This is a genomic window from Bradyrhizobium sp. RDM12, from assembly GCF_051917485.1.
Lineage (GTDB): Bacteria > Pseudomonadota > Alphaproteobacteria > Rhizobiales > Xanthobacteraceae > Bradyrhizobium.
The window spans coordinates 4012692-4037348 of the sequence record NZ_CM133064.1 but is presented as its reverse complement, the minus strand read 5'-3'; the positions used below and the strand labels follow the sequence as shown (position 1 = coordinate 4037348).

The following is a 24657-nucleotide window of genomic DNA, read 5'->3' as shown; positions in this document are numbered from 1 at the left end:
TGCTTACGTGAGCGCTTGGAAGCACTCCGGATTATTACGGGTCGCGGAGTCCTTGTAGCGCGAGGCTAGATGCGCAGACACAAGCTGTAAACTTGCACTGCATCATGCACGTCGATCTCAGCTAATCTCGTCTTAGCGAACTCCCTCAAAAGAACGGCGGGGCTTTAGCCTCGCCGCGCCGTCTCGAGATTCGATTCTGCGTTTGCGAATTAGCGGAGCAGCTGCAGCACGCTCTGCTGCGACTGGTTGGCCAGCGACAGAGCGGAGACCGCGATCGACTGGCGGGTCGACAGCGCCTGGCTGTTGGCCGCTTCCTCGTTGGTGTCGGCGAGCGTCAGGTTCGACGAGCCGGTCTGCAGCACGTTGATCAGATTCTTGGAGAAGTCCTGGCGCACCTGCACGATCGACAGGTTCGAACCGAGCGAAGAACCTTCCGAGCGCAGCGTGCTCGAGGCCGCGTTCAGGCTGGTCAGCACCTTGTTGGTGGCGCCGTTGTCGATGAAGTCCGTGCCCGGCACCAGATTGCTGAGGCCGAGGCCCGCCGCGTTGAACACCACGCCGTTGATGCCGAGCGTGGAGCTGCCGGTCTCGTTGAAGACCAGCTTCAGCGTATCGCCGTTCAGCAGGTTGACGCCGTTGAAGGACGAGTCCTGCGAGGTGGTGTCGATCTGCGCGAGAATGTTGTTGAACTGGCTGACCAGACCGGAACGCGCGGTCTGTGCGACCGGATCCTGGACCGGCGGCTGCGCGGTGGTGAAGGCCAGCACACTGGTGAGCGTGCCACCGACCGCGCCGCCCGCCGTCGACGAACCGAGCGTCGAGGATGCGTATTCGTTGACGGTGGTCACCGTCAGCACGCCGTTGGCATCGATCGTTGCGGTCAGGTGGTTGGCCTGAAGCTGGACGTTGAGCTGGTCGAGCGTCTTCACCGTGCCGTTGGTGCCGTCGCCGAAGGTCACGGAGACCGGCGTGCCGCCGTTGAAGGAGGTGAAGGTCAGGGTCTTGCCGCTGACGCCGCCGACACCAGACTTGCGGTCCGCGCTGAACGCCGTGGCCGTTCCGGTGTTGCCGCTGAGACCGAAGGCGCTGAGTGCATTCCCGGTACCGGTGATCGAGAGGTCGGCGTTGATGCCGGTCGAGATCGACAGCTGGCCGCTCGAGTTCACCGACGACGGGATCTGCCCCGAGGTGGGATTGAGCGTCGCAGCACCGTTGAAGAGGCTCGCGGTCTTTACGCCGGTCGCGAGGTCGATCGAATTCAGCAGGTCGGTCAGATCTGCGCTCTGCAGATAAACCGTCGAGTTGCCGTTGCCGTCAGTGACGATGTTGCCGCTGACACCATAGCCGGTGGCCACGCTTGCCGCCGATTGCGGCGTCTGCGCGTTCTTGAAGGTGATGGTGTGGCCGTCCACATTCAGCGTCGAACCGTCCTGGACCAGCGACCCCAGCGAGCCCGTCGTCGTCGACCGGTTTGCACTCACGCTGGCATTGCCTGCGCCGGTCGCAGCGGTCAGGCCGAGGGCGTGGAGGAAGTCGGCCTTGCCCGCGACGCTCAGATCGGCGCCGGTCGAGCTCTTCAGCGTGACTACGCCACCCGCACCGATGGAGGACGGCGTCTGGACCGTACCGACAGTCGTGCCGCTGGTTGCGATCGTGGCCGCACCGGCGCTGATCGTCGCGGTCTTGACCCCGCTGGCGAGGTCGATCGCGCTGAGCACGTCGTCGACCGTCGCCTTCGGCGCCGCCGCCGTGCCCTCATAGACGATCGAGTTGCCGTTGCCGTCGGTGGCAATGCTTCCGCTGGCGTTCAGGCCCCAGCCCGTCGGCTGCGTCGTCGGCGCGGGACCGCTGCGGAAAGTGATGGTTTTGCCGTTGACCGTAATGGTGTCGCCGTCCGCGGGTGGCGTGCTGAACGTGGTGGATGTCGTAGTGCCGAGCAGCGTGTCCGTGCCGGCGAGCGCGGTGGTATTATCGGCTGCGAGCGTCGTGCCACCGACCAGGGTGCCGGCGCTCGAACCGAGCGATGCACCGAGCGCGGCCGCCGCCGTCACCGGCGTGACGCCACCGGCCGCACCGGTATAAAGCACGTTGCTGTTGGCGGTCGCGCTCGCATACGAGGTCGTGCCGCGCAGATCCGCCGGCGTCGCACCCGGGATCGTGGTGGAGACGTTGGACTTGGTGGAGTAGCCGACCGTGGTCTGGAGCGCCTGGTTGGCGATCGACTTGGCGCTATCGATCAGCTTCTGCAGCGAAGTGATGCCGGTATTGGCCGCCTGGAGCACCTGCACACCGTTGTTGATGCCGTCCAGAAGGTTGCTGATGTCGCTCGCCCGATTGTCCAATCCCTGCGCCGTGAAGAAGTTGGTGGGATTGTCGAGCGCGGTGTTCACCTTCTTGCCGGTCGACAGCCGCTCCTGCGTGGTGGCCAGCAAGTCGGCCGTCGACTGCAGCGACAACAGGTTCTGGCGAACGGACGCCGAGAGAACGATGTTGGACATTGGCAGGTCTTCCTCTTCAACCGGATACGAATCGGCCGCGCGGGTCTGGAAGCGGGCTTTTGTCCAGTTTTAGGGGCTGTCCTTTAAAGTATGGTTAACGCCGGTTTAAGGGACACGGTTAATGGCTGGTATACGCTTTGTCCCGCCTCAAAACGCAAAAAAAGGCGGCGGGACAAAAGCCCCGCCGCCCTGCTTTATTGAGTAGTTTCAGTTGCTTATTAGCGAAGCAGCTGAAGCACGCTCTGCTGCGAGGTGTTGGCCAGCGACAGCGCCGAGACCGCGATGGACTGGCGGGTCGACAGCGCCTGGCTGTTCGCCGCTTCGACATTGGTGTCAGCCAGCGTCAGGTTCGACGAGCCGGTCTGCAGCACGTTGATCAGGTTCTTGTTGAAGTCCTGACGGATCTGCACGACCGAGAGATCTGAACCGAGCGCCGAGGCCTCCGAACGCAGCGTGCTCGACGCCGAGTTCAAATTGGTCAGCACCTTGTTGGTCGCGGCGTTGTCGATGAAGTCCAGGCCGACGGTCAGCGACGCCAGGCCCAGACCCTTGGAGTTGTACGTCACACCCGTGATGTTCAGGCTCGACTTGCCGGTCTCGTCGAACACCAGCTTGAGCTGGTCGCCGTTCAACAAGTTCACGCCGTTGAACGAAGAGTCGACCGAGGTCGTGTCGATCTGGTTCAGGATGTTGTTGTACTGCGAGACCAGATCTGCACGAGCCGACTGGGCCACCACGTCCTGGATCGGAGTGGAGGCGGTCGTGAACGTCAGCGACGAGGTCAGCGTGCCACCGATAGCACCACCCGCGGCCGTGGAGCCGATCGTCGAGGACGCATAGTCGTTGGAGGCGGTGATGGTGAGCTGACCGTTGGCGTCGATGGTCGCGGCCAGGTTGTTGGCCTGGAGCTGCGAGTTGAGCTGATCGAGCGTCTTGACAGTTCCGTTGGTGCCGTCGCCGAAGGTGACGTTGACTGCCGCACCGCCGTTGAAGGAGGTGAAGGTCAAGGTCTTGCCAGCGATACCGCCGTTGCCGGAGGCACGCGCCGCGGTGAACGCCGAAGCAGTGCCAGTGTTGCCGGCGAGACCGAACACCTGCAGCGCGTTGCCAGTGCCGGTGATCGACAGATCGGCGTTGACGCCGGTGGAGATCTTGAGCTGACCGGAGGTGTTGATCGTCGAAGCCGTCTGACCCGACGCTGTCGCCAGCGTGCCACTACCACTGCCGTTCAGCGTAAAGGTCTGCACGCCCGTGGCAAAATCGATCGCCTTGAGGACGTCGGCGACCGAGCCGGCTTGCAGATAGACGGTCGAGTTGCCGTTGCCATCGGTAACGACGTTGCCCGACACGCCCTGAGTAGCCGGAAGCGAGGCGGCAGTCGGCGTCGGCGCGTCCTTGAAGGTGATGACATGGCCATCGACATTCAGGGTCGAACCTGACGAAGGCAGCGATGACAGCGTGGTTGAGCTCGTGGTGCGAGCAGCGGTGGCGGTCACATTGCCGGCGCCGGTCGCGGACGTGAGGCCAAGCGCCTTCAGGATATCAGCCTTGCCGGTTATGCTTAGGTCGGAACCGGTCGTGCTCTTCAGCACCAGTGCGCCGCTGCCGTTGACTGTCGAGGGGGTCTGGCCGGCGTTCGGGGTGAGTGCCGGCGACGTTGCTCTGCACACCACTCGCAAGATCAACAGCGGTCAGCACGTCGCCAATCGAGGCTTTCGTGGTGGAGCCGAGGTAGACAGTGACGTTGCCGCTGGCATCAGTGTAGACGTTGCCCGTGGTCACGCCTGCAGATGCCGCAACCTGAGTCAGGCCGGTCGGGACCGTGGCCGGCTGGTCGCCCGCAGCGAAGGTGACGGTCTTGCCGTTGACCGTAAGCGTGTCGCCCGCCGCAACGCCGGCATTCGCGTCGCCCGCGGCTGCACCATTCAAGAGCTTGGCGGCGGTCGTTGCGGCGTTGATGACGGTGCCCGTGTCGGTCCCCGCAATGCCGCCCAGTGTTGCGCCGGAAGTTGCGGCGGTTACGCCGCCGGAAGCACCGCTGTAGAGCACGTTGCTGTTTGCGACTGCGCTGGAGAAGCTGGTGGTGCCGCGCAGATCAGCCGCCGTCGCGCCGGCGATCGTGGTCGAGACACTCGATTTGGAGGAATAGCCGACGGTGGTCTGCAGCGCCTGGTTGGCGATCGACTTCGCGCTGTCGATCAGCTTTTGCAGCGAGGTCAGACCGGTGTTGGCAGCCTGCAGCACCTGCACGCCGTTACCGATGCTATCGAGCAGGTTGTTGATGTCGCTGGCACGGTTGTCGAGCGACTGTGCAGTGAAGAAGTTGGTGGGATTGTCCAGGGCCGAGTTGACGCTCTTGCCGGTCGACAGGCGGCTCTGGGTGGTGGCGAGAAGATCAGCGGTGGACTGGAGGGAGAGCAGGTTCTGGCGAACCGACGCAGAGAGAACAATACCGGACATAACTCTGACCCTTCTGGTTTACGCGTCTTTGTTCGATCGCTTCGGATCGAGTGACGGGGACAGCGTGCCGCGACATGGCTAACAAAGGGTGAAACGTGCTGCGCCATCCTAAGCGCCGGTTCACCATAAACCGGCGGCGAACGCTGGAAGCGTCTGAAATCCGACTGAATTTATTGACGATTTTTGCGCTTACGCTTCATTAACCATAACCGCTGGTTACTTTTCGGAGCTTCATCGAGGCCGCCGCACTGGTGCAAAAAAGCGGCGGGGCCGAAGCCCCGCCGCTCTAACCTGTCTTGCGATGTTGTCCGCTTGTTAGCGGAGCAGCTGGAGCACGCTCTGCTGCGACTGGTTGGCCAGCGACAGCGCGGAGACCGCGATCGACTGGCGGGTCGAGAGCGCCTGGCTGTTGGCCGCTTCGACATTGGTATCGGCCAGCGTCAGGTTCGACGAGCCGGTCTGCAGCACGTTGATCAGGTTCTTGTTGAAGTCCTGACGCACCTGCACGATCGTGAGGTTCGAACCGAGTGCCGAGGCTTCCGAACGCAGCGTGCTCGAGGCCGAGTTCAGATTCGTCAGCACCTTGTTGGTCGCGGCGTTGTCGATGAAGTCCGCTCCTTGAGTCAGCGCGGCGAGGCCCAGACCCTTGGAGTTGTAGGTCACGCCGGTGATGTTCAGGCTCGACTTGCCGGTCTCGTCGAACACCAGCTTGAGTTGGTCGCCATTCAGCAGGTTGACACCGTTGAACGAGGAGTCCTGCGAGGTCGAGTCGATCTGCTGGAGGATGTTGTTGTACTGGTTGACGAGGTTCGAGCGAGACGTCTGGGCAACGCTGTCAGCGACCGGGGTCGAAGCGGTCGAGAACGTCAGCGAGGTCGTCAGCGTGCCACCGATCGCACCACCCGCGACCGCCGAACCAAGCGTCGAGGACGCGTAGTCGTTGGTCGCGGTGATGGTGAGCAGACCGTTGGCGTCGATCGTCGCGGACAGGTTGTTGGCCTGGAGCTGCGTGTTGAGCTGATCGAGCGTCTTGACCGTGCCGTTGGTGCCGTCGCCGAAGGTGACGTTGACCGCCGCACCGCCGTTGAAGGAGGTGAAGGTCAGGGTCTTGCCGTTGATGCCGCCGGTGCCGGAGGTACGAGCTGCGGTGAACGCCGTCGACGTGCCGGTGTTGCCGGCGAGACCGAGCGTCTGCAGCGCGTTGCCGGTGCCGGTGATCGACAGATCGGCATTGACGCCGGTCGAGAGATTGAGCTGGCCGGAGGCGTTGATCGACGAAGCCGTCTGACCCGAGGCGGTTGCGAGCGTGCCGCCGCCACTGCCATTGAGCGTGAAGGTCTGCACACCCGTGGCGAAGTCGACAGCCTTCAGCGCGTCGGCGATCGTGGCGCCCTGCAGGTAGACCGTCGAGTTGCCGTTGCCGTCGGTGACGACGTTGCCGGACACACCCTGGGTCGATCCCAGCGAGGAAGCACCAGGCGTCGGGCCATCCTTGAAGCTGATGACGTGGCCGTCGACGTTCAGCGTCGACCCCGACGAGATGAACGACGACAACGTCGCCGTGCTCGTGGTGCGGGTCGCGGAGACGGTGACGTTGCCGGCGCCGGTCGCGGTGGTCAGCTTGAGGGCCTTCAGGATGTCGGCCTTGCCGCTGATGCTCAGGTCGGCACCGGTCGAGCTCTGCAGCACGAGCGCGCCACCGGCGCTGACCGTCGAGGGGTCTGGCCGGTGTTCGACGTGAGAGTGCCGGCGACGTTGCTCTGCACGCCGCTTGCGAGATCGACGGCGGTCAGCAAGTCACCCACCGAAGCCTTGGTGGTCGAGCCGAGATAGACGGTGACGTTGCCGCTGGTGTCGGTATAGACGTTGCCCGTCGTCGTGTTGGCAACCGCCGCAACCTGAGTCAGGCCGCTCGGGACCGTGGCCGGCTGGTCGCCCGCAGCGAAGGTGACGGTCTTGCCGTTGACCGTAAGCGTGTCGCCAGCCGCGATACCGGCGTTGGCGTCACCCGCCGTGGCCGTACCGTTGAGCAGGCTCGTCGCGGTGGTCGCCGCGTTGATCACCGTACCCGTGAAGGCGCCAGCAACGCCGCCCAGCGTGGTGGTGGAGGCAGCAGCGGTCGTGCCGCCGGCAGCGCCCTTGTACAGCACGTTGCTCAGCGCGTCCGCGCTGGTGTAGCTGGTGGTGCCGCGCAGATCCGACGACGTCGCACCCGAGATCGTGGTCGAGACGTTGGACTTGGAGGAGTAGCCGACCGTGGTCTGCAGCGCCTGGTTGGCGATCGACTTCGCAGAGTCGATCAGCTTCTGCAGCGAGGTGATGCCGGTGTTGGCAGCCTGCAGCACCTGCACGCCATTGGCGATGCCATCGAGCAGGTTGTTGATGTCGCTGGCGCGGTTGTCGAGCGACTGGGCGGTGAAGAAGTTGGTCGGGTTGTCCAGGGCCGAGTTGACGCTCTTGCCGGTCGACAGGCGGCTCTGGGTGGTGGCGAGAAGATCAGCGGTGGACTGGAGGGAGAGCAGGTTCTGACGAACCGACGAAGAGAGAACGATACCGGACATTGAGTGTTACCCTTCTGGTACGCAACGCAACAAACTTCGATTAGGATTAATCGATGCCGGGACGGTGAACGTAGGTGGCTAACAAAGCATGAAGCGTGTCGCGCCAGTCCTTGCGCTGATTCACCATATGCGCGCTCGAAGCAAAATCGAGCTCACACGTATCGTCATGATCGGATGATGCTTTTTCGTGCAACCGCAACACGTTTGCCACTTGTCAACCATAACTCAGAGTCAGCGAACGGCTGCATCTGAATGCATCGTCTTCGCGTCGCTACACGATGCCCTCAAACACTTGCGTCAAAAGAAAGCGGCGGAGCCGAAGCCCCGCCGCTCTAATGTCTTGCGATGTTGTCCGCTTGTTAGCGGAGCAGCTGGAGCACGCTCTGCTGCGACTGGTTGGCCAGCGACAGCGCGGAGACCGCGATCGACTGGCGGGTCGACAGCGCCTGGCTGTTGGCCGCTTCGACGTTGGTGTCAGCCAGCGTCAGGTTCGACGAGCCGGTCTGCAGCACGTTGATCAGGTTCTTGTTGAAATCCTGACGCACCTGCACGACCGAGAGGTTCGAACCGAGGCTCGATGCTTCCGAACGCAGCGTGCTCGAAGCCGAGTTCAGATTGGTCAGCACCTTGTTGGTCGCGGCGTTGTCGATGAAGTCCGCTCCTTGAGTCAGCGCGGCGAGGCCCAGACCCTTGGAGTTGTAGGTCACGCCGGTGATGTTCAGGCTCGACTTGCCGGTCTCGTCGAACACCAGCTTGAGCTGATCGCCGTTCAGCAGGTTGACGCCATTGAACGAGGAGTCCTGCGAGGTCGAGTCGATCTGGCTCAGGATGTTGTTGTACTGCGAAACCAGATTGGCACGCGCCGTCTGCGCAACAGAGTCCTGGACGGGGCTGGAGGCCGTCGAGAACGTCAGCGACGAGGTCAGCGTGCCACCGATCGCACCACCCGCGGCGTTCGACCCGATCGTCGAGGACGCGTAGTCATTGGTGGTCGAGATCGTCAGCAGACCGTTGGCGTCAATCGTCGCGGACAGGTTGTTGGCCTGAAGCGCGGTGTTGAGCTGATCGAGCGTCTTGACCGTGCCGTTGGTGCCGTCGCCGAAGGTGACGTTGACCGCCGCACCGCCGTTGAAGGAGGTGAAGGTCAGGGTCTTGCCGTTGATGCCGCCGGTGCCGGAGGTACGAGCTGCGGTGAACGCCGAGGACGTGCCGGTGTTGCCGGCGAGACCGAGCGTCTGCAGCGCGTTGCCGGTGCCGGTGATCGACAGATCGGCATTGACGCCGGTCGAGAGATTGAGCTGGCCGGAGGCGTTGATCGACGAAGCCGTCTGACCCGAGGCGGTTGCGAGCGTGCCGCCGCCACTGCCATTGAGCGTGAAGGTCTGCACACCCGTGGCGAAGTCGACAGCCTTCAGCGCGTCGGCGATCGTGGCGCCCTGCAGGTAAACCGTCGAGTTGCCGTTGCCGTCGGTGACGACGTTGCCGGACACACCCTGGGTCGATCCCAGCGAGGAAGCACCAGGCGTCGGGCCATCCTTGAAGCTGATGACGTGGCCGTCGACGTTCAGCGTCGACCCCGACGAGATGAACGACGACAACGTCGCCGTGCTCGTGGTGCGGGTCGCGGAGACGGTGACGTTGCCGGCGCCGGTCGCGGTGGTCAGCTTGAGGGCCTTCAGGATGTCGGCCTTGCCGCTGATGCTCAGGTCGGCACCGGTCGAGCTCTGCAGCACGAGCGCGCCACCGGCGCTGACCGTCGAGGGGGTCTGGCCGGTGTTCGACGTGAGAGTGCCGGCGACGTTGCTCTGCACGCCGCTTGCGAGATCGACGGCGGTCAGCAAGTCACCCACCGAAGCCTTGGTGGTCGAGCCGAGATAGACGGTGACGTTGCCGCTGGTGTCGGTATAGACGTTGCCCGTCGTCGTGTTGGCAACCGCCGCAACCTGAGTCAGGCCGCTCGGGACCGTGGCCGGCTGGTCGCCCGCAGCGAAGGTGACGGTCTTGCCGTTGACGGAGAGCGTGTCGCCAGCCGCGATACCGGCGTTGGCGTCACCCGCCGTGGCCGTACCGTTGAGCAGGCTCGTCGCGGTGGTCGCCGCGTTGATCACCGTACCCGTGAAGGCGCCAGCAACGCCGCCCAGCGTGGTGGTGGAGGCAGCAGCGGTCGTGCCGCCGGCAGCGCCCTTGTACAGCACGTTGCTCAGCGCGTCCGCGCTGGTGTAGCTGGTGGTGCCGCGCAGATCCGACGACGTCGCACCCGAGATCGTGGTCGAGACGTTGGACTTGGTGGAGTAGCCGACCGTGGTCTGCAGCGCCTGGTTGGCGATCGACTTCGCGGAGTCGACGAGCTTCTGCAGCGAGGTGATGCCGGTGTTGGCAGCCTGCAGCACCTGCACGCCGTTACCGATGTTGTCGAGCAGGTTGTTGATGTCGCTGGCGCGGTTGTCGAGCGACTGGGCGGTGAAGAAGTTGGTCGGGTTGTCCAGAGCCGAGTTGACGCTCTTGCCGGTGGCCAGACGGTTCTGGGTGGTGGCGAGAAGATCAGCGGTGGACTGGAGGGAGAGCAGGTTCTGACGAACCGATGCGGAGAGAACGATACCGGACATGCTGTGTTACCTTTCTGGTAAACGACGCTTACTGTTACGCGTCTCCTGGGATCTTGATCGACCCAGCGACCGGCGGACCGTGGCTCCGAGAATCTAACGAAGCATGAAATGAAAATGGCGCTTTCGCCGAGTCGCGGCCTGATTCGGCCAATCTAGCCGTGCGAGCCGCTCCACCGCCGCGTTGTTTCGTCATTGAAATTGTTGAACTTTTCTGCACAGAGGCCCGAGATTTACAACTCGTTAACTAGTCTTGATGGACTATTACACCCTGACCCGCCGCAACACGCGCTCGGTTACGAAAGCGTTGATGGAGAACAGGCAATGGCCCTCAAGGTCGAGCTCAGGCCGCACGAACGCATCATTGTCGGTAACTGCGTCATCACCAACACCGACCAGCGGGCTCGCCTCCTGATCGATGGCGACAACGTGCCGATCCTGCGCGAGCGCGATATCCTCACGCCCGAGACCGCGGATACGCCCGCCAAGCTCGTCTATCTGGCGGTCCAGCTCATGTACATCTCGCCGGACCCGCAGACCCAGCACGGCACCTATTTCAACCTGGTGCGCGACATCGTCACCGCCGTGCCGAGCTCCTGGCCGATCATCGAGGGCATCAACAACAACATCCTGAACGGCGACCTCTACCGGGCGCTGAAGGATGCCCGCAAGCTGATCGCCTATGAAGAGAAGCTGCGCGACCAGTACAACGCAGCGCATTCCGAAAGCGACGTCAGCACGGCCGCCTGATCCAGGATCTTAAGACCTAAGCTAGAGACCCGCGCAAACGACAACGGCCCCGGATCGTCTCCGGGGCCGTTGTCGTTTCAACGGGTCGCTCTTACTGCGCGGCGAGCGGCGGCGCGTCCACCTCGATCAATCCGCCCGTCCGCCGCATACCGAACCTGATCACGGCCGACACCAGCGCGTCGATATCCGGCTCCGCCGTGCGATGATTGACGATCGCCGCGCGGATCGCGAACTTACCGTCCAGCGTCGTGCCAGACGGCGCGGCAATGCCTGATACCTGGATATCGGCGACGATCTCGCGATTGACCGCATCGTCGGCGCGATAGCGGAAGCAGACGATGTTGAGATTGACGGGCGCGAGCAGTTCGAGTCGCGGTTCGGCGAGCACGCGCGTCTCGAGATACCTTGCGAGCGCGCAGCTGCGCGCGATGACCGCACCCAGCCGGTCCGTGCCGAACGTCTTCAGCGTGAACCACGTCTTCAGCGCGCGGAAACCGCGCGACAGATCCGGACCGAGATCGCACGGCCAGACAGCACCGGCCGCAAGCCCCTCGCCTCATGACTCAGATAGGCCGCCGGCTGCGCAAAGGCCTGCCGATGCCGTTCGCCATCACGCACCAGCAGGAAGCCGGCATCGTAGGGCACCTGCCCCCATTTGTGGAAGTCGAGCGCGATCGAATCCGCGAGCTCGATGCCCTCGAGCAACGGCGCAAGCTCGGGCGAGAGGATCGCGAGCGCTCCGAAGGCGCCGTCGACGTGAAACCAGATACCTTCTTCGCGGCACAGATCCGCCAGCGACCTGAGATCGTCGATCGCGCCGATGTCGACGGTGCCGGCGGACGCCGTGACCAGGAACGGCCTGAAGCCAGCCTCGCGATCGACCGCAATCTGCGCGCGCAGCGCAGCGACATCGATGCGGTGATCGCCATCGATGTCGATCTTCCGCAGCGCATCGGTGCCGAACCCGGCGATGTCCATCGCACGGGAGATGCAGCCATGCGCGGCCTTCGAGGCGTAGGCCGTGAGCAGCGCGCCGTCATTGCCGATGCCGTGCTGCCGCGCAAGCGCGCCGAGCGCGCTCGTGCGCGCAACCAGCACCGCCATCAGATTGGCCATCGACGTGCCGGTGACGAAGATACCGCTCGCGCCCTCCGGCAAGCCGAACAGGCCGCGCATCCACTCGACGATCTGGCGCTCGACCTCGATCGGCATGTGATCGCGGCCGCCGAGATTGGCATTGAGGCCGGCCGCGAGCATCTCCGCGACCATGCCGACGGCGGTGCCGCCGCCATGCACCCAGCCCATGAAGCCGGGATGAACATTGCCCGTCGCGTAAGGCGCGACGTGTTCGGCGAATTCGCGATACACGTCCGCGAGAGACGTCGCTTCGCGCGGCACGCCGGTCCGGATTGCCGCGCGAACCTCCTCGGGATCGGCTGCCAGACCGGGCGCGCGCGGACATTGGCGATGCCGTCGATCGCCTCGTCCAGCATGCGATGGGCGAGTGCACGAAACTCGCTCCAGTCCTGCGGATCGAGCGAGGTGTGCGTGACGGAGCTTTGCGTGTTGCGGATGATCTCGTTCATGCTGCACGTCCCGCGCTGGCCTTGGCATGCCGCGACAGCATCGACGTGAACGCAGTAAAGATCTTGCGCATCTGCGGCGGCTTGTACGGAAACACCACCGGCGAATCCATGTTGTGCACGACGGCGGTGTTGTCGGCCTCGAACACCAGAAGCTCGCCGTTCTGGTTCTCGGCGCAATCGACAATGAAGTAATCGAGGCCGATGCGCCTGCTCATTTCGTCGAGCGCATTCTTGTGACGCGCTGCGAAAGCGCTGTCGAAGTCTTGCATGAAGATGGCTTCTTCAGCGCGCTTCTCGTCGCTGAAAGCCATGTAGGCGTTGAGATACCAGATGTCCCAGCGATCGGCGATCGCCATGTGGCAGGCATAAGGCTTGCCGTCGACCATGGCGAGCCGGATCTTGCGAAACAGCCCGTCGGGGCTCGCATAGTTGACGAAACGCGCGACGAAAAAGTCCTGCTCCTGCCGTTCGGCAAGATAGGCCGCGAGCGCGGAAGCATCGTCGATCTTCGCAAGCCCGACGCCGGCGTGCGTGCCGCGCGGCCGTGTGATCATCGGAAAGTGCAATTCGCCCGAGATCTCCGCGCAAGCGATCCGCCCTTCCGAGAGAGCCGCCAATTGCGCACGCGTCGCGTTGGCGGTCACGGGAATATCGAGACCGGGGATATCGGCCAGCAACCGATAGAGCTTGTCGCGGTCGAGATTGCCGACCAGCTCGGGGCGATTGAGCAGCGGCCGAGGCCAGCGCGGCGCGGCCTTTTCGATCAGTGCCAGCGCCTCGCGGCATTCCTCGGAATCGGATGCGACCACGATGGCAACGTCGTGATCGGGCAACGTTTCCGGCAGGCCATTTGTTTTGGTCACGTAGAGCGTCAGGAGCTCGATGTCGGAGCCTTCGAGCAGAAATTCGATCGGCGTGTTGCCGCCCATGTCAATATCGGCCGCAAGCGCAAGCACGCGCAAGCCCGGCTTCGGCGCCGCGGAGGGCGTGCGAAACAGTTGGTGGAACGAGAGCACCTCGGACTGGATCACGAGCCCGGCTTCCTTCTCGCCCATCAGCTGCGCAATCAGCGACAGATCGAGGCCCTCGCCCGCCTGCGCCGTCCCCTCCGCGATCCGCGCCAGCAGCCGCTCGCGCAACGGATGCAGATCGACGCCCTCGAAGGCCTGGCGCGTCAAATGCGCAAAGCCGATGCGGTCGGCAAAGTTCGGCGCGGCAAGCGGATGCAACATCTCACACCTATGAAGGCTACGCCGGCACATCGGCGGTATGGTCAAGCAGCAGCTCGGTCTTCACCAGGACGTGGGCGATGCGATCGAGGATTCGCTGCACATTGCGTTGCGCTTGCGCGCTGTCGGCCGACCAGGCGTCGGTGACGAGCCGCGCACCGATGCACAGGCGCAGCGCAGCCTGCGGCACGCCGTCCCGCTGCTCCAGCCGCACCGGTTGGCCGACGAGACAGCGCTGCGCGGCAACCTGCCGGTCCGCCGCGCTCCCGACGATGTCATCGTTCATGTCGCGCGCCAGCGCGCGATGAACGGTGCCAGCGTAGGCGATGGACACGGGCTTGCCGTTACGTAGCAGGGTGAATGGAAAGATCGTGCGCTGCGCGAATTCCTCGTCGTCCGCATCGGCGTTGTCGAAGGCTGCCGGTACGGCGCGCAGCGATGGCGACAGCGCAATCATGCTGTCGATGCCGGCCGCGAGCTCGGCCAGGACCTTGGCGCGGAACGCCCCGGGCACCGCATAGTAATTGCCGATCTCGGCCAGCGCCGCTTCCCAGCGCAACCATTGGCCGAAATTCGGACGGCGTTCAAAGCGCGAGCGCAGCGCCGTCCAATTCATCGGCCAATCGCAGCGGCCGACATAATCGAAGAAGCCCGGCGCGATCCCTTCAATCCGGTCGAGCGTGCGCGACAGGCCCTTCGGCACCAGGAGCGCACCGCTGAAGGCAGGCCCGCCAAAGAACTTCGAACCGGTGATCAGCACCATGTAGCCGCGATCGAGATAGGAGCGCAGCCGCCGGCGGCCGAGCCGCGCCTGGCAGGCATCGACGACGACCTGAACCTTGCGGGGCCAGCGCCGCGCGATCTCATCGAGGCAGGCGGCACTCGGCGCGCGCCAGCCGAGCTTTGACGAATCCATGATGTGCAACAAAACGCGCCGGCCTTGCGCGAGGCTGTCCTCGATGACACGCATGACCTCGGCATCAGCGTCGGTGCGCATCGCGAGGCCCGAATTGGCGTCGAGCAGCGGCACCGCGATGCTGTCGCCGGCGAGACCGGCAATCGCAGCGTCCTTGCGCACCGCAACGCCGCTCGCCGTCATCGTGCTGAAATGGTGCCCGCGCGCGGTATGCGCCGTTCCGCTGCCGGTCTGGTCGGCCCCGACCACGATGGACACCGGCGGTCCGCCGAGCACCGCGTGCGCAAGGAACAAGGCATGGAGCTGGGAATCGGTACCTGATGCCGAGAACACGACATCGACGCGCGGCGGAGCTGGAAGTGACCGCGCAATTCGTCGCGCATGTTCTCGCAGCGGCGGTCGAAGGCGATCTCGACCTCGTCGAACAGCGATTTGTGGACCAGGTCCTCGCGCGCCAGCGCGGCACGGCCATAGGCCGCCTGCGAGATCGGCGATGCGGTCGACGAGGCGAAATTCCAGATCTCGGGTTCGGGAGACGGCGCGCAGCCATAGGCATTGACGCGCTCTTTCGGATCGAGCGCCAGCCGCTGGTCTCCGCCGGATGTGAGCAACGTGTCCAGCGGCGTGAAGAGATCGCGCAGGCGATAGCGCGAGCCGCCCTCGGACGCTCGTTCGATGTCTGACAGGCGGATGCGCCGATGCTCATCCCGACAGGCTCACGCCGCGTCGGCCGCAGCGGCGGGGGCCGGCGCGAATTGCGAGGCGATGTCGCCGTGGAACACCGAGGGGCCGACGTGGTCGAGCGAGCTCTGGATGTCGGCCCAAATCTCGCCACCGATATCGGTCCAGCGCTTGCAGAAGGCGAAGTCTTCCGAGAGGTAGGTCCCGGTCGCCGGATCGATCATGCATTCGAACAGCGCGAACCTGTTCTGGCTCGCGACCAGCGAGTCATGCGAATGCTCGCGGAAGAATTGCAGATTGGCATAGTCCGGATGGCGGCACATCGCCTCCAGCGCCTGGCGGCGGATCATCAGGAAACCGGTGCCAGCATAGCGCACGCGGGTAAAGCCGTTGACCACCACGATGCGGTCGGGATCCTCGATCTCGAGCACGTAGTCGAGCGAGGCCGCCGTCACATCGGTCCGTCCCGCCTTGATCGCGCGCGTCGCCTTGTCCCAGTTGACGCGCTTGATCGGATAGCACCCGGCGACGACGTCGGCGCCGGATCCGATGAGCCGGAACACCTGCTCCGGCATGAAGCCGATATCGGCATCGACGAACAGGAAATGCGTCGCATCGGGGTCGTCCAGGAACATCGCAACCAGATTGGCCCGTGCACGCGTGATCAGCGCGTCGCTGTCGCGCAAGTGCACCTTGAGCCCGAGATTGGACATGCCGTGCACGGCACGCTGGAGCGCGAAGATCGAGCTCGCGTAGATGCTCGACACCTGCCCGCCGAAGCACGGCGTAGCCACCACCAGTTGCACCTTGTCCGACATCGACGGCCCCGCCCCCGCTCAAATCCTCACCAAGAGGTAAACAGGCATGGTTAACGGCGCCTTAATGCGCGCCTACAGGAACTTGACGAGGAGAGCTGCGCGAGATTGGCGGTAGTCTGGTAGGAGGCCTGCAGTGCATTCTGGAGCGACAGGATTTCGCTGGCGACCTGGTCGGGCGAAGCCGACTCCGCCTGATCGACGATATTCTGCAGCTGCGCCTTGGCCTGGGTCTGGCGCGTGCTCGCGTCCTTCATCGTGTTCTGGGCCATCGCGATGTCGGTCTGGATGTCCTCGATCTTCTGCTGCCCCGCCTGCGGCGTCAGCGCCTGCGTCGTGCGCAGGCTCAGCGCCGCGACCTGCGCGCCTGAATATTGTCCGGTCGGCGAGGTCGAGAACGTCCCATACACGGCGACGGCCTGCAGTTGCTTGCGGATCGCGTCCTCGTCGGCCTGGGCGCCGTATTGCACCGTGACGGAATCGTCGACCCGCGCCACCGCGGTCGAGCGCGCCGAGCCCGGCCCGTCATTGCCGGTGTACCATTTCACTGTCGTGGCCGAGCCGTTCACGAGCGTCGTCGCCGAGCTTGCCGGCGACGAGCCGACCCGCAACGGCGGCTGCGTGGCCGTGATCGGCGTCGAGCTGAAACCGAGCGCGCCGAGCGCGGCGGTCGCACCTGGGGTCGAGCCCGAGATGCTCAGGCTCGCCGCATCGTCGGTGTTGATCGTGATCGAGCCGCCATGGATGGTCGACGGCCGCGAGGTGCCCGTGATGGCGTCGATCTTGCTCATCAGGGCCTGGATGCTGTCGGCAACATTGAGTTGGTTGCCGGTCGCGCCCGAGGCCACGAAGCTCAGCGTGGTGCCGTTGACGGTGATGCTGTCGCCGGCAGAGAAGCCCGGCGCAATCGAGTTCGACGGTGCAGCGCCCGATAGCGCGGTGGTGCCGCTGATCGGCACTGCAGGCGTCGCCTGGTTGGTCTTGGCGGCGCCGATCGCCGAGCTATCCGTGTTGAAGAAATTGTCGCCGGCGGCCACGGCCGACGCCGCCACAAGCGACGTGTTGGCGAGCTTCGTGATCGCGGTGTTCAGCGCGGTGTCGAGGTTCGATGCCGTGATGTTCGGGTCGGGTGGCACCACCGGAACGACATTGGCGTTGCCGGGATCGATCGCAAAGCTGCCGACCGGCGTCGGCGTCACGGTCGAGGCGGTCAGGTCGATCTGCTCGGTCGAACCATCAGGCAGCGTGAACTGCACGCTGAGCTTGTCGCCGTTCTTCGGGTTGACGCCGTTGAGATCGACCGAGAACGACACCGGCGAACCACTGGGACCGGTGACCGTCGCACCCGTCAGGGTCGAGGACACGGCGGCGATCTTCAGGCCGAACGGCGATCCCGCAACGTCCTCGGACACTTGCACCGAGCTCGGCGTCGGCTGTGGCGTCGTCAGCACCAGCCGCCCCATGCCGTTGGCGCCGAGATCGGCGGCCTGACGCTCGGCCATGACGGTCTTCAGGCCCGCCTGCGTGGTGGTGCCGTTGATGATGTCGCCGGCGTTCGCGACGGATTGGGTGTTGTAGGCGGTTCCGGAGAACAAATAGCGGTTGCCCGACTGCGTGTTGAGAACGCCAACCATCGAGCCGAACTGCGCGGCCGCGGTGTTCTGCGCCACCGTCTGGCCGTTGACGTTGAGATCCTGTGAGCTGGTGGCCGAGCCCGTCTGCACCGTGTTGCGGATCGTCGTCAGCGACTGCAGCGCCGTGTTGGCGAGGTTGATGTTGACGTTGACGTTGGTCATCGTGTCGGTATAGGCGGCGATGTTCGAAAGCTGGGCGCGCGAGGCGATCGCGAAGCCTTCGTTGGTGCCCATGCCGGAATAGTTCTGCGACAGCTTGCCGGTCGAGAGCTGTGTCGACAGGTCGGTGAGCTGCTGGTTGATGTTCCGGACCTGCGCGCCGAGAACGGACGAACCATAATTGATGCTGCTGATCGACATGTTTCAGAGCCCTACTGATTACCCTTGAGCCTGGATCAACGTGTTCATCATGCTCTGCACCACCGACATCACATGCGCGTTGGCGGCATAGGCATTCTGAAGCTGGATCAGGTTCGACATCTCCGAGTCCAGATTGACGCTGGAGGTCGAGTTGAACTTGGCTTGCAGCGTCGAGACCACGACGCTCTGGCCCTGCTGGAGCGCGGTCGCCTGGGTTGAGGCGTTGGCCTGCACGCTCAGGAACTGCTGCAGATAGTTCGAGACGCTGCCGCTGAACGGCTGGCTGGCAGAACCGAGACCGGTCTGTGGCGAATAGGAAAACACCGTGTTGGTGAGCTGCGAGTAGAAATAGTCCGAGCGCGTGGTGTCGCCGGTGGGCGTCACCGGCGAGGTGCTGTAGACCGACAGCCTGGTCGGGTCGGTGGACAACGCCGTGTTCACGGCGATGCGGCCGGCAAGGCCGGTCATCTGCGAACCCGATGCCGTGATGGCGCCGGTGTAGAGCGCCGTGCCGCCGTCGGTGAACAGAGGCAATTGCGGACTGCCTGAGGTCAGCGAGGAGATCGTCTTGGTGCTCGACGCCGAAGTGATCTTGGCAAGGCCGGAGTTGTCGTCGGTGACGCGCAGCGTCGTCGCGGTCGCCGGCGACGGCGCCGCGGAGAAGGTCAGGTGCGAGCCAGGCAGCGCAGTGTTGAGCGCCGAGGCAATCGCGCCCCTGCCGCCGGAGAAATTGACGCCGATCTGCATCGGGTTCGCGTTCGTGGCGTTCTGAAGCGGCAGCGCCGCCGGATCGGTCACGTTCACCAGCGTGATCTGGCGCTGCGTGTTGGTGGAGTCGGTATAGGTGATGTTGACGGTGTTACCCGGCTGCGCGCCGGCGAGGTCGATGTCGAAGCCGGCGGGCGGACCGGACACGGCACTGCCCGGCGTGGTCTTGTCCGACAGCGCGCTCGACATCGTCGCGGCGAGCTGGTCGACCTGGTTCTGCGCCTGCACCAGTGTCTGGTCGCGCAGCTTCAGGTCGGCCGCGATCTGGCCGGAGGAGACGACGTTGTTGCCGGCGACGTCGATGGACGCGCCATTCGGCAGCTTGATGGTGAGCGCGCCGACCCCGGATTTGGCCGGATCGATGTTGTAGAGCGATGTCGCACCCAACGCGCCAGCAGATGCGAACGAGAATTGCGAGGCCAGTCCCGCTCCGACCAGCTGGATGCCGGTGGTCGTGTAGATATTGGCCTGGTTCGATCCATCAGTGGTGACGCGGACGTCGACATATTTCGACAGCGAGTTGATGGCCTGATCGCGCTGGTCCATCAGGGTCGCCGCTGACGGATCGGTCGAGGCCAGGCCCTGCAGCTTGGTGTTGATGTCTGCAATCTGGTTCAGCGCCGCGTTGGCCTGCTGCGCCGAAGTGCCGAGATCCTGCTCGACGTTTGAGCGCAGCGACTGGATGCCCTTGGTGGTGACGTTGAGCTGGGTTGCCAGCGCCTGCGCCGCACCGACCGCAACCGTCTGCGCCGACGACGAGCCTGCGCTGGTCGACAGCGCCTGGAGCGAGCTGGTGAAATTGTTCAGTGCGGTTTCGAGCGTGCCGCTGTTGCCGGGTGTGCCGTAGACATTCTGAAGCTGCTTCAGAATGTTGGCCATCTGGTCCGCGTAGCCGCTGCCGCCGGTCTCGGTGCGCAGCTGGTTCTGCACATAGCTGTCGATGTCGCGGCTGACGCCGGTGGTCTTCGCCGTCGAGCCGAAATCACCGGTGGTGACTTCGATCTGGTTCGGCGTCTGGGCGACGTAACCCGGCGTCTGCGAGTTTGCGACGTTCGACGAGACGATCGACAACGCCGCCTGGTTGGCGCGCAGACCGCTCATCGCACTGGCAAGGGCTGAACTCAAACCCATGTTGACTAGCCGCCTTTGGTTACGTTACGCGCCGATCAGCGCAACACGTTCAGGAGATCCTGGACCATCGAATTCGCCGTCGTGATCACCTTGGTGTTGGCCGAATAGGCCTGCTGGGTCACGATCAGCTTGGTGAATTCGTCGGCGATGTCGGTGTTGGATCCCTCCAGCGACGAACCGCTGATGGTGCCCGAGGCGCCCGCGATCGCCGGACCCGACTGATCGGTCACGGCATAGGCGCCGCCGTCCATCGCCTTCAGATAGTTGGTGCCGTTGAAGTGCGACAGCGTCACCGAGGCGAGGTCGAGATTCTGGCCGTTGGAGAAGGTGCCGACCACGAGGCCATTGTTGTTGACGGCGACCGAGCGGAGCTGACCGGCGGCGTAGCCGTTCTGCGTGATGGTGTTGATGGTGACCGCGCCGCTGGTGCTCGCATATTGCGTCAGACCGCCCGAGGAGATGTTCAAGGCGACCGAGCCGAGCGATTGACCGCTGACGGTGACGTTGGGAATGGTGATGCCCGAACCGCTCGGCGAGGTGAGCGAACCATCACTCGCGAAGGTGAAGGTCTGCCCGGTATTCATCCAGCCGACCGTCGTGCCGGTCGCATTCGGATCGGTCTGATAAAACAGGTTCCAGCTATCGGTATGGCCGGCGCCCAGCGATGCGCTGTCCGTCTTGGCCCAGCGCAATTGCAGATTCACCGGCGTGCCCGCTGCGTTGTATGCGGTCACCGCGCCACCGCTGATCGATTCCTTGGTGAAGGTCGCAATGTCGTTGCCGACCACAGTGCCCGTGCCGGCGGTACCGCCGCCGCCGCGGCTCTTGGTGATGGTCGATGTAAAGCCGAGCGCGGCGAAGGCGCTGGCGTTGGAGCTGGTCACCGACAAGTCTTTGACCGTACCGGTGTTCAGCGTGATGACGCCGTTGGAGATCGAGGACCCAGTCGCGCCGGTGAGTCCGTCGATCTTGAGGAGCAAGTTCGAGATATTGTCGGTAGTGCTGATCTGGTTGGCGCCCGACGCGGTCGCGGGCGGGGCAACGAAGGTCAAAGTCTGGCCGTTGACGGTGATGGTATCGTTGTTGGCGAAGGCCGATGAGAGGACCTCCGTACCGCCGGCTGTCGCAGCGCCGCTCAGCACGGTTGAGCCGGTGATCGCGGGCGTGGACAGCACATTGCCGCCGCGTGTCACAGAGCTGATGCCGAGCGTGGTGGCCGCGGCGCCGCTGATCGCCACGTCGACACTCGTGCCGCTTGATATCTGGATGTTGCCACTGGCGGTCAGAGTAGCGTTGACGCCAGAGCCACCGGCGCTCTTGATTGCGGTCAGGATGCTGTTAACGGTCGTACCGGAGCCCGCCGCCATACCGATCGTGGTGACCGCGGGGGGACCCGCCACGTTCGTCACGCCTGAGGCGCTGCTGTCGAAGGCGATCTTGGTGCCGTTGATAGTCATGAATGTGCCGTCAAGCGCAGTGAGCATGGCCTGATTGAGGTGCGAACCTTGGATACTGTCGAGAGACGTACCCGTGCCTGCCGCTGCCGAGGCATTGTCCTGCAGCGCAACCGAACCCGTCGCAATCGTCGACGTGTAGGCCGAGCGCGTATTGCCGGTGGCGGCAGCGCCGGAAGCCGCCGCACTTGTATACGGCGCGGGCGGCGTGCCCACCGTCAGCGGGTTCGAGGCATAGTCCGACGGATTGAGTCCACCAGCAGCCAGCAGTGTTCCGCTCTGCGCCGTGGAGCTCGACACGGTGTTGGGCTGCGACGGCAGGTTCGCCGCATACTGGATCGAGGTGGTCGCCTGCGCCGGGACGAAGTTGTTCTGGAATTGCAGCACCGTCGGCACGCTGCCGGTCGGGTTGCCGGTCTTCGGGTCGACCGTGACACCCATCAGGTAGTAGCCAGCGCCGTTGACGAGATTGCCGTTGGCATTGACCTGGAAGTCGCCGCGGCGGCTGTAATAGGTGACGCCGTCGAACACCGGCACGTTGTCGACGGTGCCGGTCGCCTTCTGCACCGAGAAGAAGCCGTCGCCGGTGATCGCCATGTTGGTTGCGACGCTGGAGGCCGAGATCGTGCCCTGAGTGGTGATGGTCGCCTGTGCGTGCGCGGTCACGCCGCCGGCGACCTGCTTGCTCGGTACGGAGGCGTCGGGGATGAGATCCTCGAATGAGGTCCCGATGCCCTTGTAACCGGTGGTGGATGAATTCGCGATGTTGCCGGAAATGTTCTGCAGCGCGTAGGACTGCGCCTGCAGGCCACCTACCGAGGTGTTCATTGCATCGAAGATACCCATAACTTTGTCTCCAGATCCGATCTCGGCGGCCGGCAGACCAATGGCCGCATTCGGTGGAGACGTCGCAAGGCCTATGCCAATGCGGGTATTCTCAGGAAATCAATGACTTAAATAGACATGCCCCGGTCTGATGACCGGGGCACAATTGCCGGGCCGGCAACAATTGCCGGGATTAAACGTCACGCAAAGCTCACGTGGCAGATGGCGACGCCGAGTGAAAGACCAGCCCGAAACCGTCGATGCAGTAGCGCAAACCGGTCGGCTTCGGACCGTCGTCGAAGACGTGGCCGAGATGGCCGCCGCAACGCCGGCAATGCACCTCGGTACGCACCATGCCGAAGGTGCGATCCTCGGTCTTGCCGACATTGCCCTCGATCGGCTGATAGAAGCTCGGCCACCCCGTACCGCTCTCGAACTTGGTCTCCGAGGCGAACACCGGCAAATCGCAGCCGGCGCAGGCGAAGACGCCTTTGCGATGCTCCTTGAGCAGCGGGCTGGAGCCCGGCCGTTCGGTGCCTTCCTTGCGGAGGATCTCGTATTGCTGCGGGGTGAGCTGGGCCCGCCACTCGGCATCGGTCTTCTCGATCTCGAACTTCTCGGCGGCCTTCTCACCAGCCTGGGCCGGGGTTGCTCTCAGCCAGCGGAAGGCCGAAAGGCCGAACAGGCCGGCGACGGTCGTCAACAGGATGCGGCGGTCAAACATGTCTTTCTCCGTGCGCAGGAAGTCCACGCCCTGACATACGGGTTCTAACGGCGGACGTTACACTTCCGGGCGGGATTTTTCTCAACTTATTGCGAGACGCCCTGCTCGTCGGAAACCGGTTCCGCCTCCTCCGTGGCAACCGGCTGCGGCGGCGGGCCCATCCGCGGTCGAATATCGTGCGGCGGACGGCGCGGACCGGTGCCGGCGGCCCGGTTGGCCTCGGCCAGCCGCGCCTCGCGTTCCCTGTCCTTGACCCGTGTCCGCTCGCGGTAGCGGGCCAGCGATCCCGCGGCGGCCGAACTCGCCCTGCCCCAGATGCCGACCAATTGGCCCGCGACCCGCCCGGCGGTGCCGCCGGCCCAGACCAGCTCGAACGGCGAGAACAGTTTCCAACGCTCGTCGCCCCACAGGATGCTGCGCGCGATCAGCTGCCCCGCCATGGCGGAGGTGTTCATGCCGTGGCGGCCGAACCCGCTCGCCACCCACAGGCCTTTGCGCAGCTGCCCGATCTGCGGCATGCCATGTACGGTCTGGCCGGTGACCCCGCCGAACATCTCGGTGATCTCGACATCGCCGAGCCGGGGGAAGATCGTGCGGATCCGCCGCCTGACGGGACCTGCAAAGCGCTGCGGCCGCGCGGCCCAGGTGGTCTCCGGGCTCTCCCACATCAGCCGGTCGCCGTCGACGATGCGAAAATGATCGACGCCGTCGGAATCCATCACCGATCCCTTGAAGCCGATGATCTCGTGCACCCGTTCGCCGAGCGGCGCGGTAATTCCGGCATAACGCCAGACCGGCAGCAGCGTCTCCGACAACCGCCGCAACGGCGCGCCGAGATGGATGTTGCCGGCGAGCACAATGTGCGTGGCGCGCAGCCGCGCCGACGGCGTGACAATGCGCTTGCGGATGCCGGAATGATCGATGCTGACGACCGGCGTATCCTCGAAGATGCGGGCTCCGGCGCGCCGCGCCAGCGCGGCCAGGCCGTGCACATATTTGCGGCCGTCGACCTGGAACGCTTTGGGGTAATAGATGCCGTGGAAGTAGCGATCGGTCTTGAGCGCCTCGTGGACGCGATCGACCTGCCAGCCCTCGGCCTCGGTGTCGAAATCCTCGTTCAGCATCTGGAGCCGGCTGATCAGCCGGTCGCCGGCATCGACGTTCGAGACTTCCAGCACCCCGTCGGTGAGACCGATGCCCGGCATGTTCTCTTCGGTGGCGTTGGCCCGGACGAACTCGGCGCCCTCCTTCGAGAGCGTCCACAATTCGCTGGCGTCCTCGAAGCCGATGCGCTCGATCAGCTCCGCGAGCGGCAGCGCGAAGCCCGGCGTCACGGCGCCGAGCTGGTTGCCGGAGGCATTCCAGCCGATATGGCGGCCCTCGAGCACCGCGACGCTGGCCCCGAGCCGGGCCGCTTCAAGCGCAATGGAGAGGCCGGCAAGCCCCGCCCCGATCACGCAAATGTCGGCGTCGAGATCGAACGACAGCCGCGCACGTTCACGAAAGCCGGCTTCTTCCTGGGACACGCTTGTGAAAGTCTCGCTCATGTCGTTTTTGTTAAGGGAGCAATCTTCTTAAAGGACCAATCGGGCGCTTGTCACCTTCTCCTCAACCGGCGCCCGTAGATTATCCCTTGAGACTATCCTGAACGTGGAACGATTC

General features: G+C 64.3%; 9 protein-coding genes and 5 pseudogenes. 1 reads left to right on the top strand and 13 read right to left on the bottom strand.

Annotated elements, in window-relative coordinates:
* Positions 1 to 209: 209 nt before the first annotated feature.
* From ACTGJ9_RS19385 to ACTGJ9_RS19370, 4 genes and pseudogenes are all read right to left on the bottom strand, one after another.
* Positions 210 to 2498 (bottom strand): DUF1522 domain-containing protein, encoded by a 2289-nt coding sequence (locus ACTGJ9_RS19385; RefSeq protein WP_456678359.1) that lies wholly within the window; start codon positions 2496 to 2498, stop codon positions 210 to 212.
* A 218-nt stretch (positions 2499 to 2716) separates the two neighbouring features.
* Positions 2717 to 4958, bottom strand: a pseudogene (locus ACTGJ9_RS19380) (DUF1522 domain-containing protein).
* Positions 4959 to 5273: 315 nt separating this feature from the next.
* Positions 5274 to 7519, bottom strand: a pseudogene (locus tag ACTGJ9_RS19375) (DUF1522 domain-containing protein).
* A 359-nt stretch (positions 7520 to 7878) separates the two neighbouring features.
* Positions 7879 to 10125 carry a DUF1522 domain-containing protein gene (locus ACTGJ9_RS19370; protein ID WP_456678358.1) on the bottom strand — a complete coding sequence of 749 codons (2247 nt, stop codon included), beginning with the start codon at positions 10123 to 10125 and terminating at the stop codon, positions 7879 to 7881.
* Positions 10126 to 10446: 321 nt separating this feature from the next.
* On the opposite strand from ACTGJ9_RS19370, the gene flbT reads away from it, so the two are divergent.
* On the top strand, positions 10447 to 10872 hold the full coding sequence (gene flbT, locus ACTGJ9_RS19365; protein WP_456678357.1) for a flagellar biosynthesis repressor FlbT: 426 nt from the start codon (positions 10447 to 10449) through the stop codon (positions 10870 to 10872).
* A 91-nt stretch (positions 10873 to 10963) separates the two neighbouring features.
* Here the strand turns inward: flbT and ACTGJ9_RS19360 are convergent.
* The 9 genes and pseudogenes from ACTGJ9_RS19360 to ACTGJ9_RS19320 form a co-directional block, all read right to left on the bottom strand.
* Positions 10964 to 12458 (bottom strand): annotated as a pseudogene (locus ACTGJ9_RS19360) (pyridoxal phosphate-dependent decarboxylase family protein).
* On the bottom strand, positions 12455 to 13690 hold the full coding sequence (locus tag ACTGJ9_RS19355) for an ATP-grasp domain-containing protein (RefSeq protein WP_456678356.1): 1236 nt from the start codon (positions 13688 to 13690) through the stop codon (positions 12455 to 12457). Before ACTGJ9_RS19355 ends, ACTGJ9_RS19360 begins: the two are co-directional and overlap by 4 nt.
* Positions 13691 to 13706: 16 nt before the next feature.
* Positions 13707 to 15309: pseudogene (locus ACTGJ9_RS19350) on the bottom strand (hypothetical protein).
* Positions 15310 to 15319: 10 nt separating this feature from the next.
* Positions 15320 to 16102 (bottom strand): hypothetical protein, encoded by a 783-nt coding sequence (locus ACTGJ9_RS19345; protein WP_456678355.1) that lies wholly within the window; start codon positions 16100 to 16102, stop codon positions 15320 to 15322.
* A 72-nt stretch (positions 16103 to 16174) separates the two neighbouring features.
* Positions 16175 to 18093, bottom strand: a pseudogene (locus tag ACTGJ9_RS19340) (flagellar protein).
* 18 nt (positions 18094 to 18111) lie between these two features.
* Positions 18112 to 19992, bottom strand: coding sequence for a flagellar hook-associated protein FlgK (gene flgK, locus ACTGJ9_RS19335; RefSeq protein WP_456678354.1), 1881 nt, complete (start codon positions 19990 to 19992; stop codon positions 18112 to 18114).
* A 35-nt stretch (positions 19993 to 20027) separates the two neighbouring features.
* Positions 20028 to 22292, bottom strand: coding sequence for a flagellar hook-basal body complex protein (locus tag ACTGJ9_RS19330; RefSeq protein WP_456678353.1), 2265 nt, complete (start codon positions 22290 to 22292; stop codon positions 20028 to 20030).
* Positions 22293 to 22482: 190 nt separating this feature from the next.
* Positions 22483 to 22995: a peptide-methionine (R)-S-oxide reductase MsrB gene (gene msrB / locus ACTGJ9_RS19325; RefSeq protein WP_456678352.1), complete on the bottom strand. Its 513-nt coding sequence runs from the start codon at positions 22993 to 22995 to the stop codon at positions 22483 to 22485.
* An 86-nt stretch (positions 22996 to 23081) separates the two neighbouring features.
* Complete coding sequence (locus ACTGJ9_RS19320; protein ID WP_456678351.1) at positions 23082 to 24542, bottom strand: NAD(P)/FAD-dependent oxidoreductase; 1461 nt, start codon at positions 24540 to 24542, stop codon at positions 23082 to 23084.
* Between the last annotated feature and the right edge of the window lie 115 nt (positions 24543 to 24657).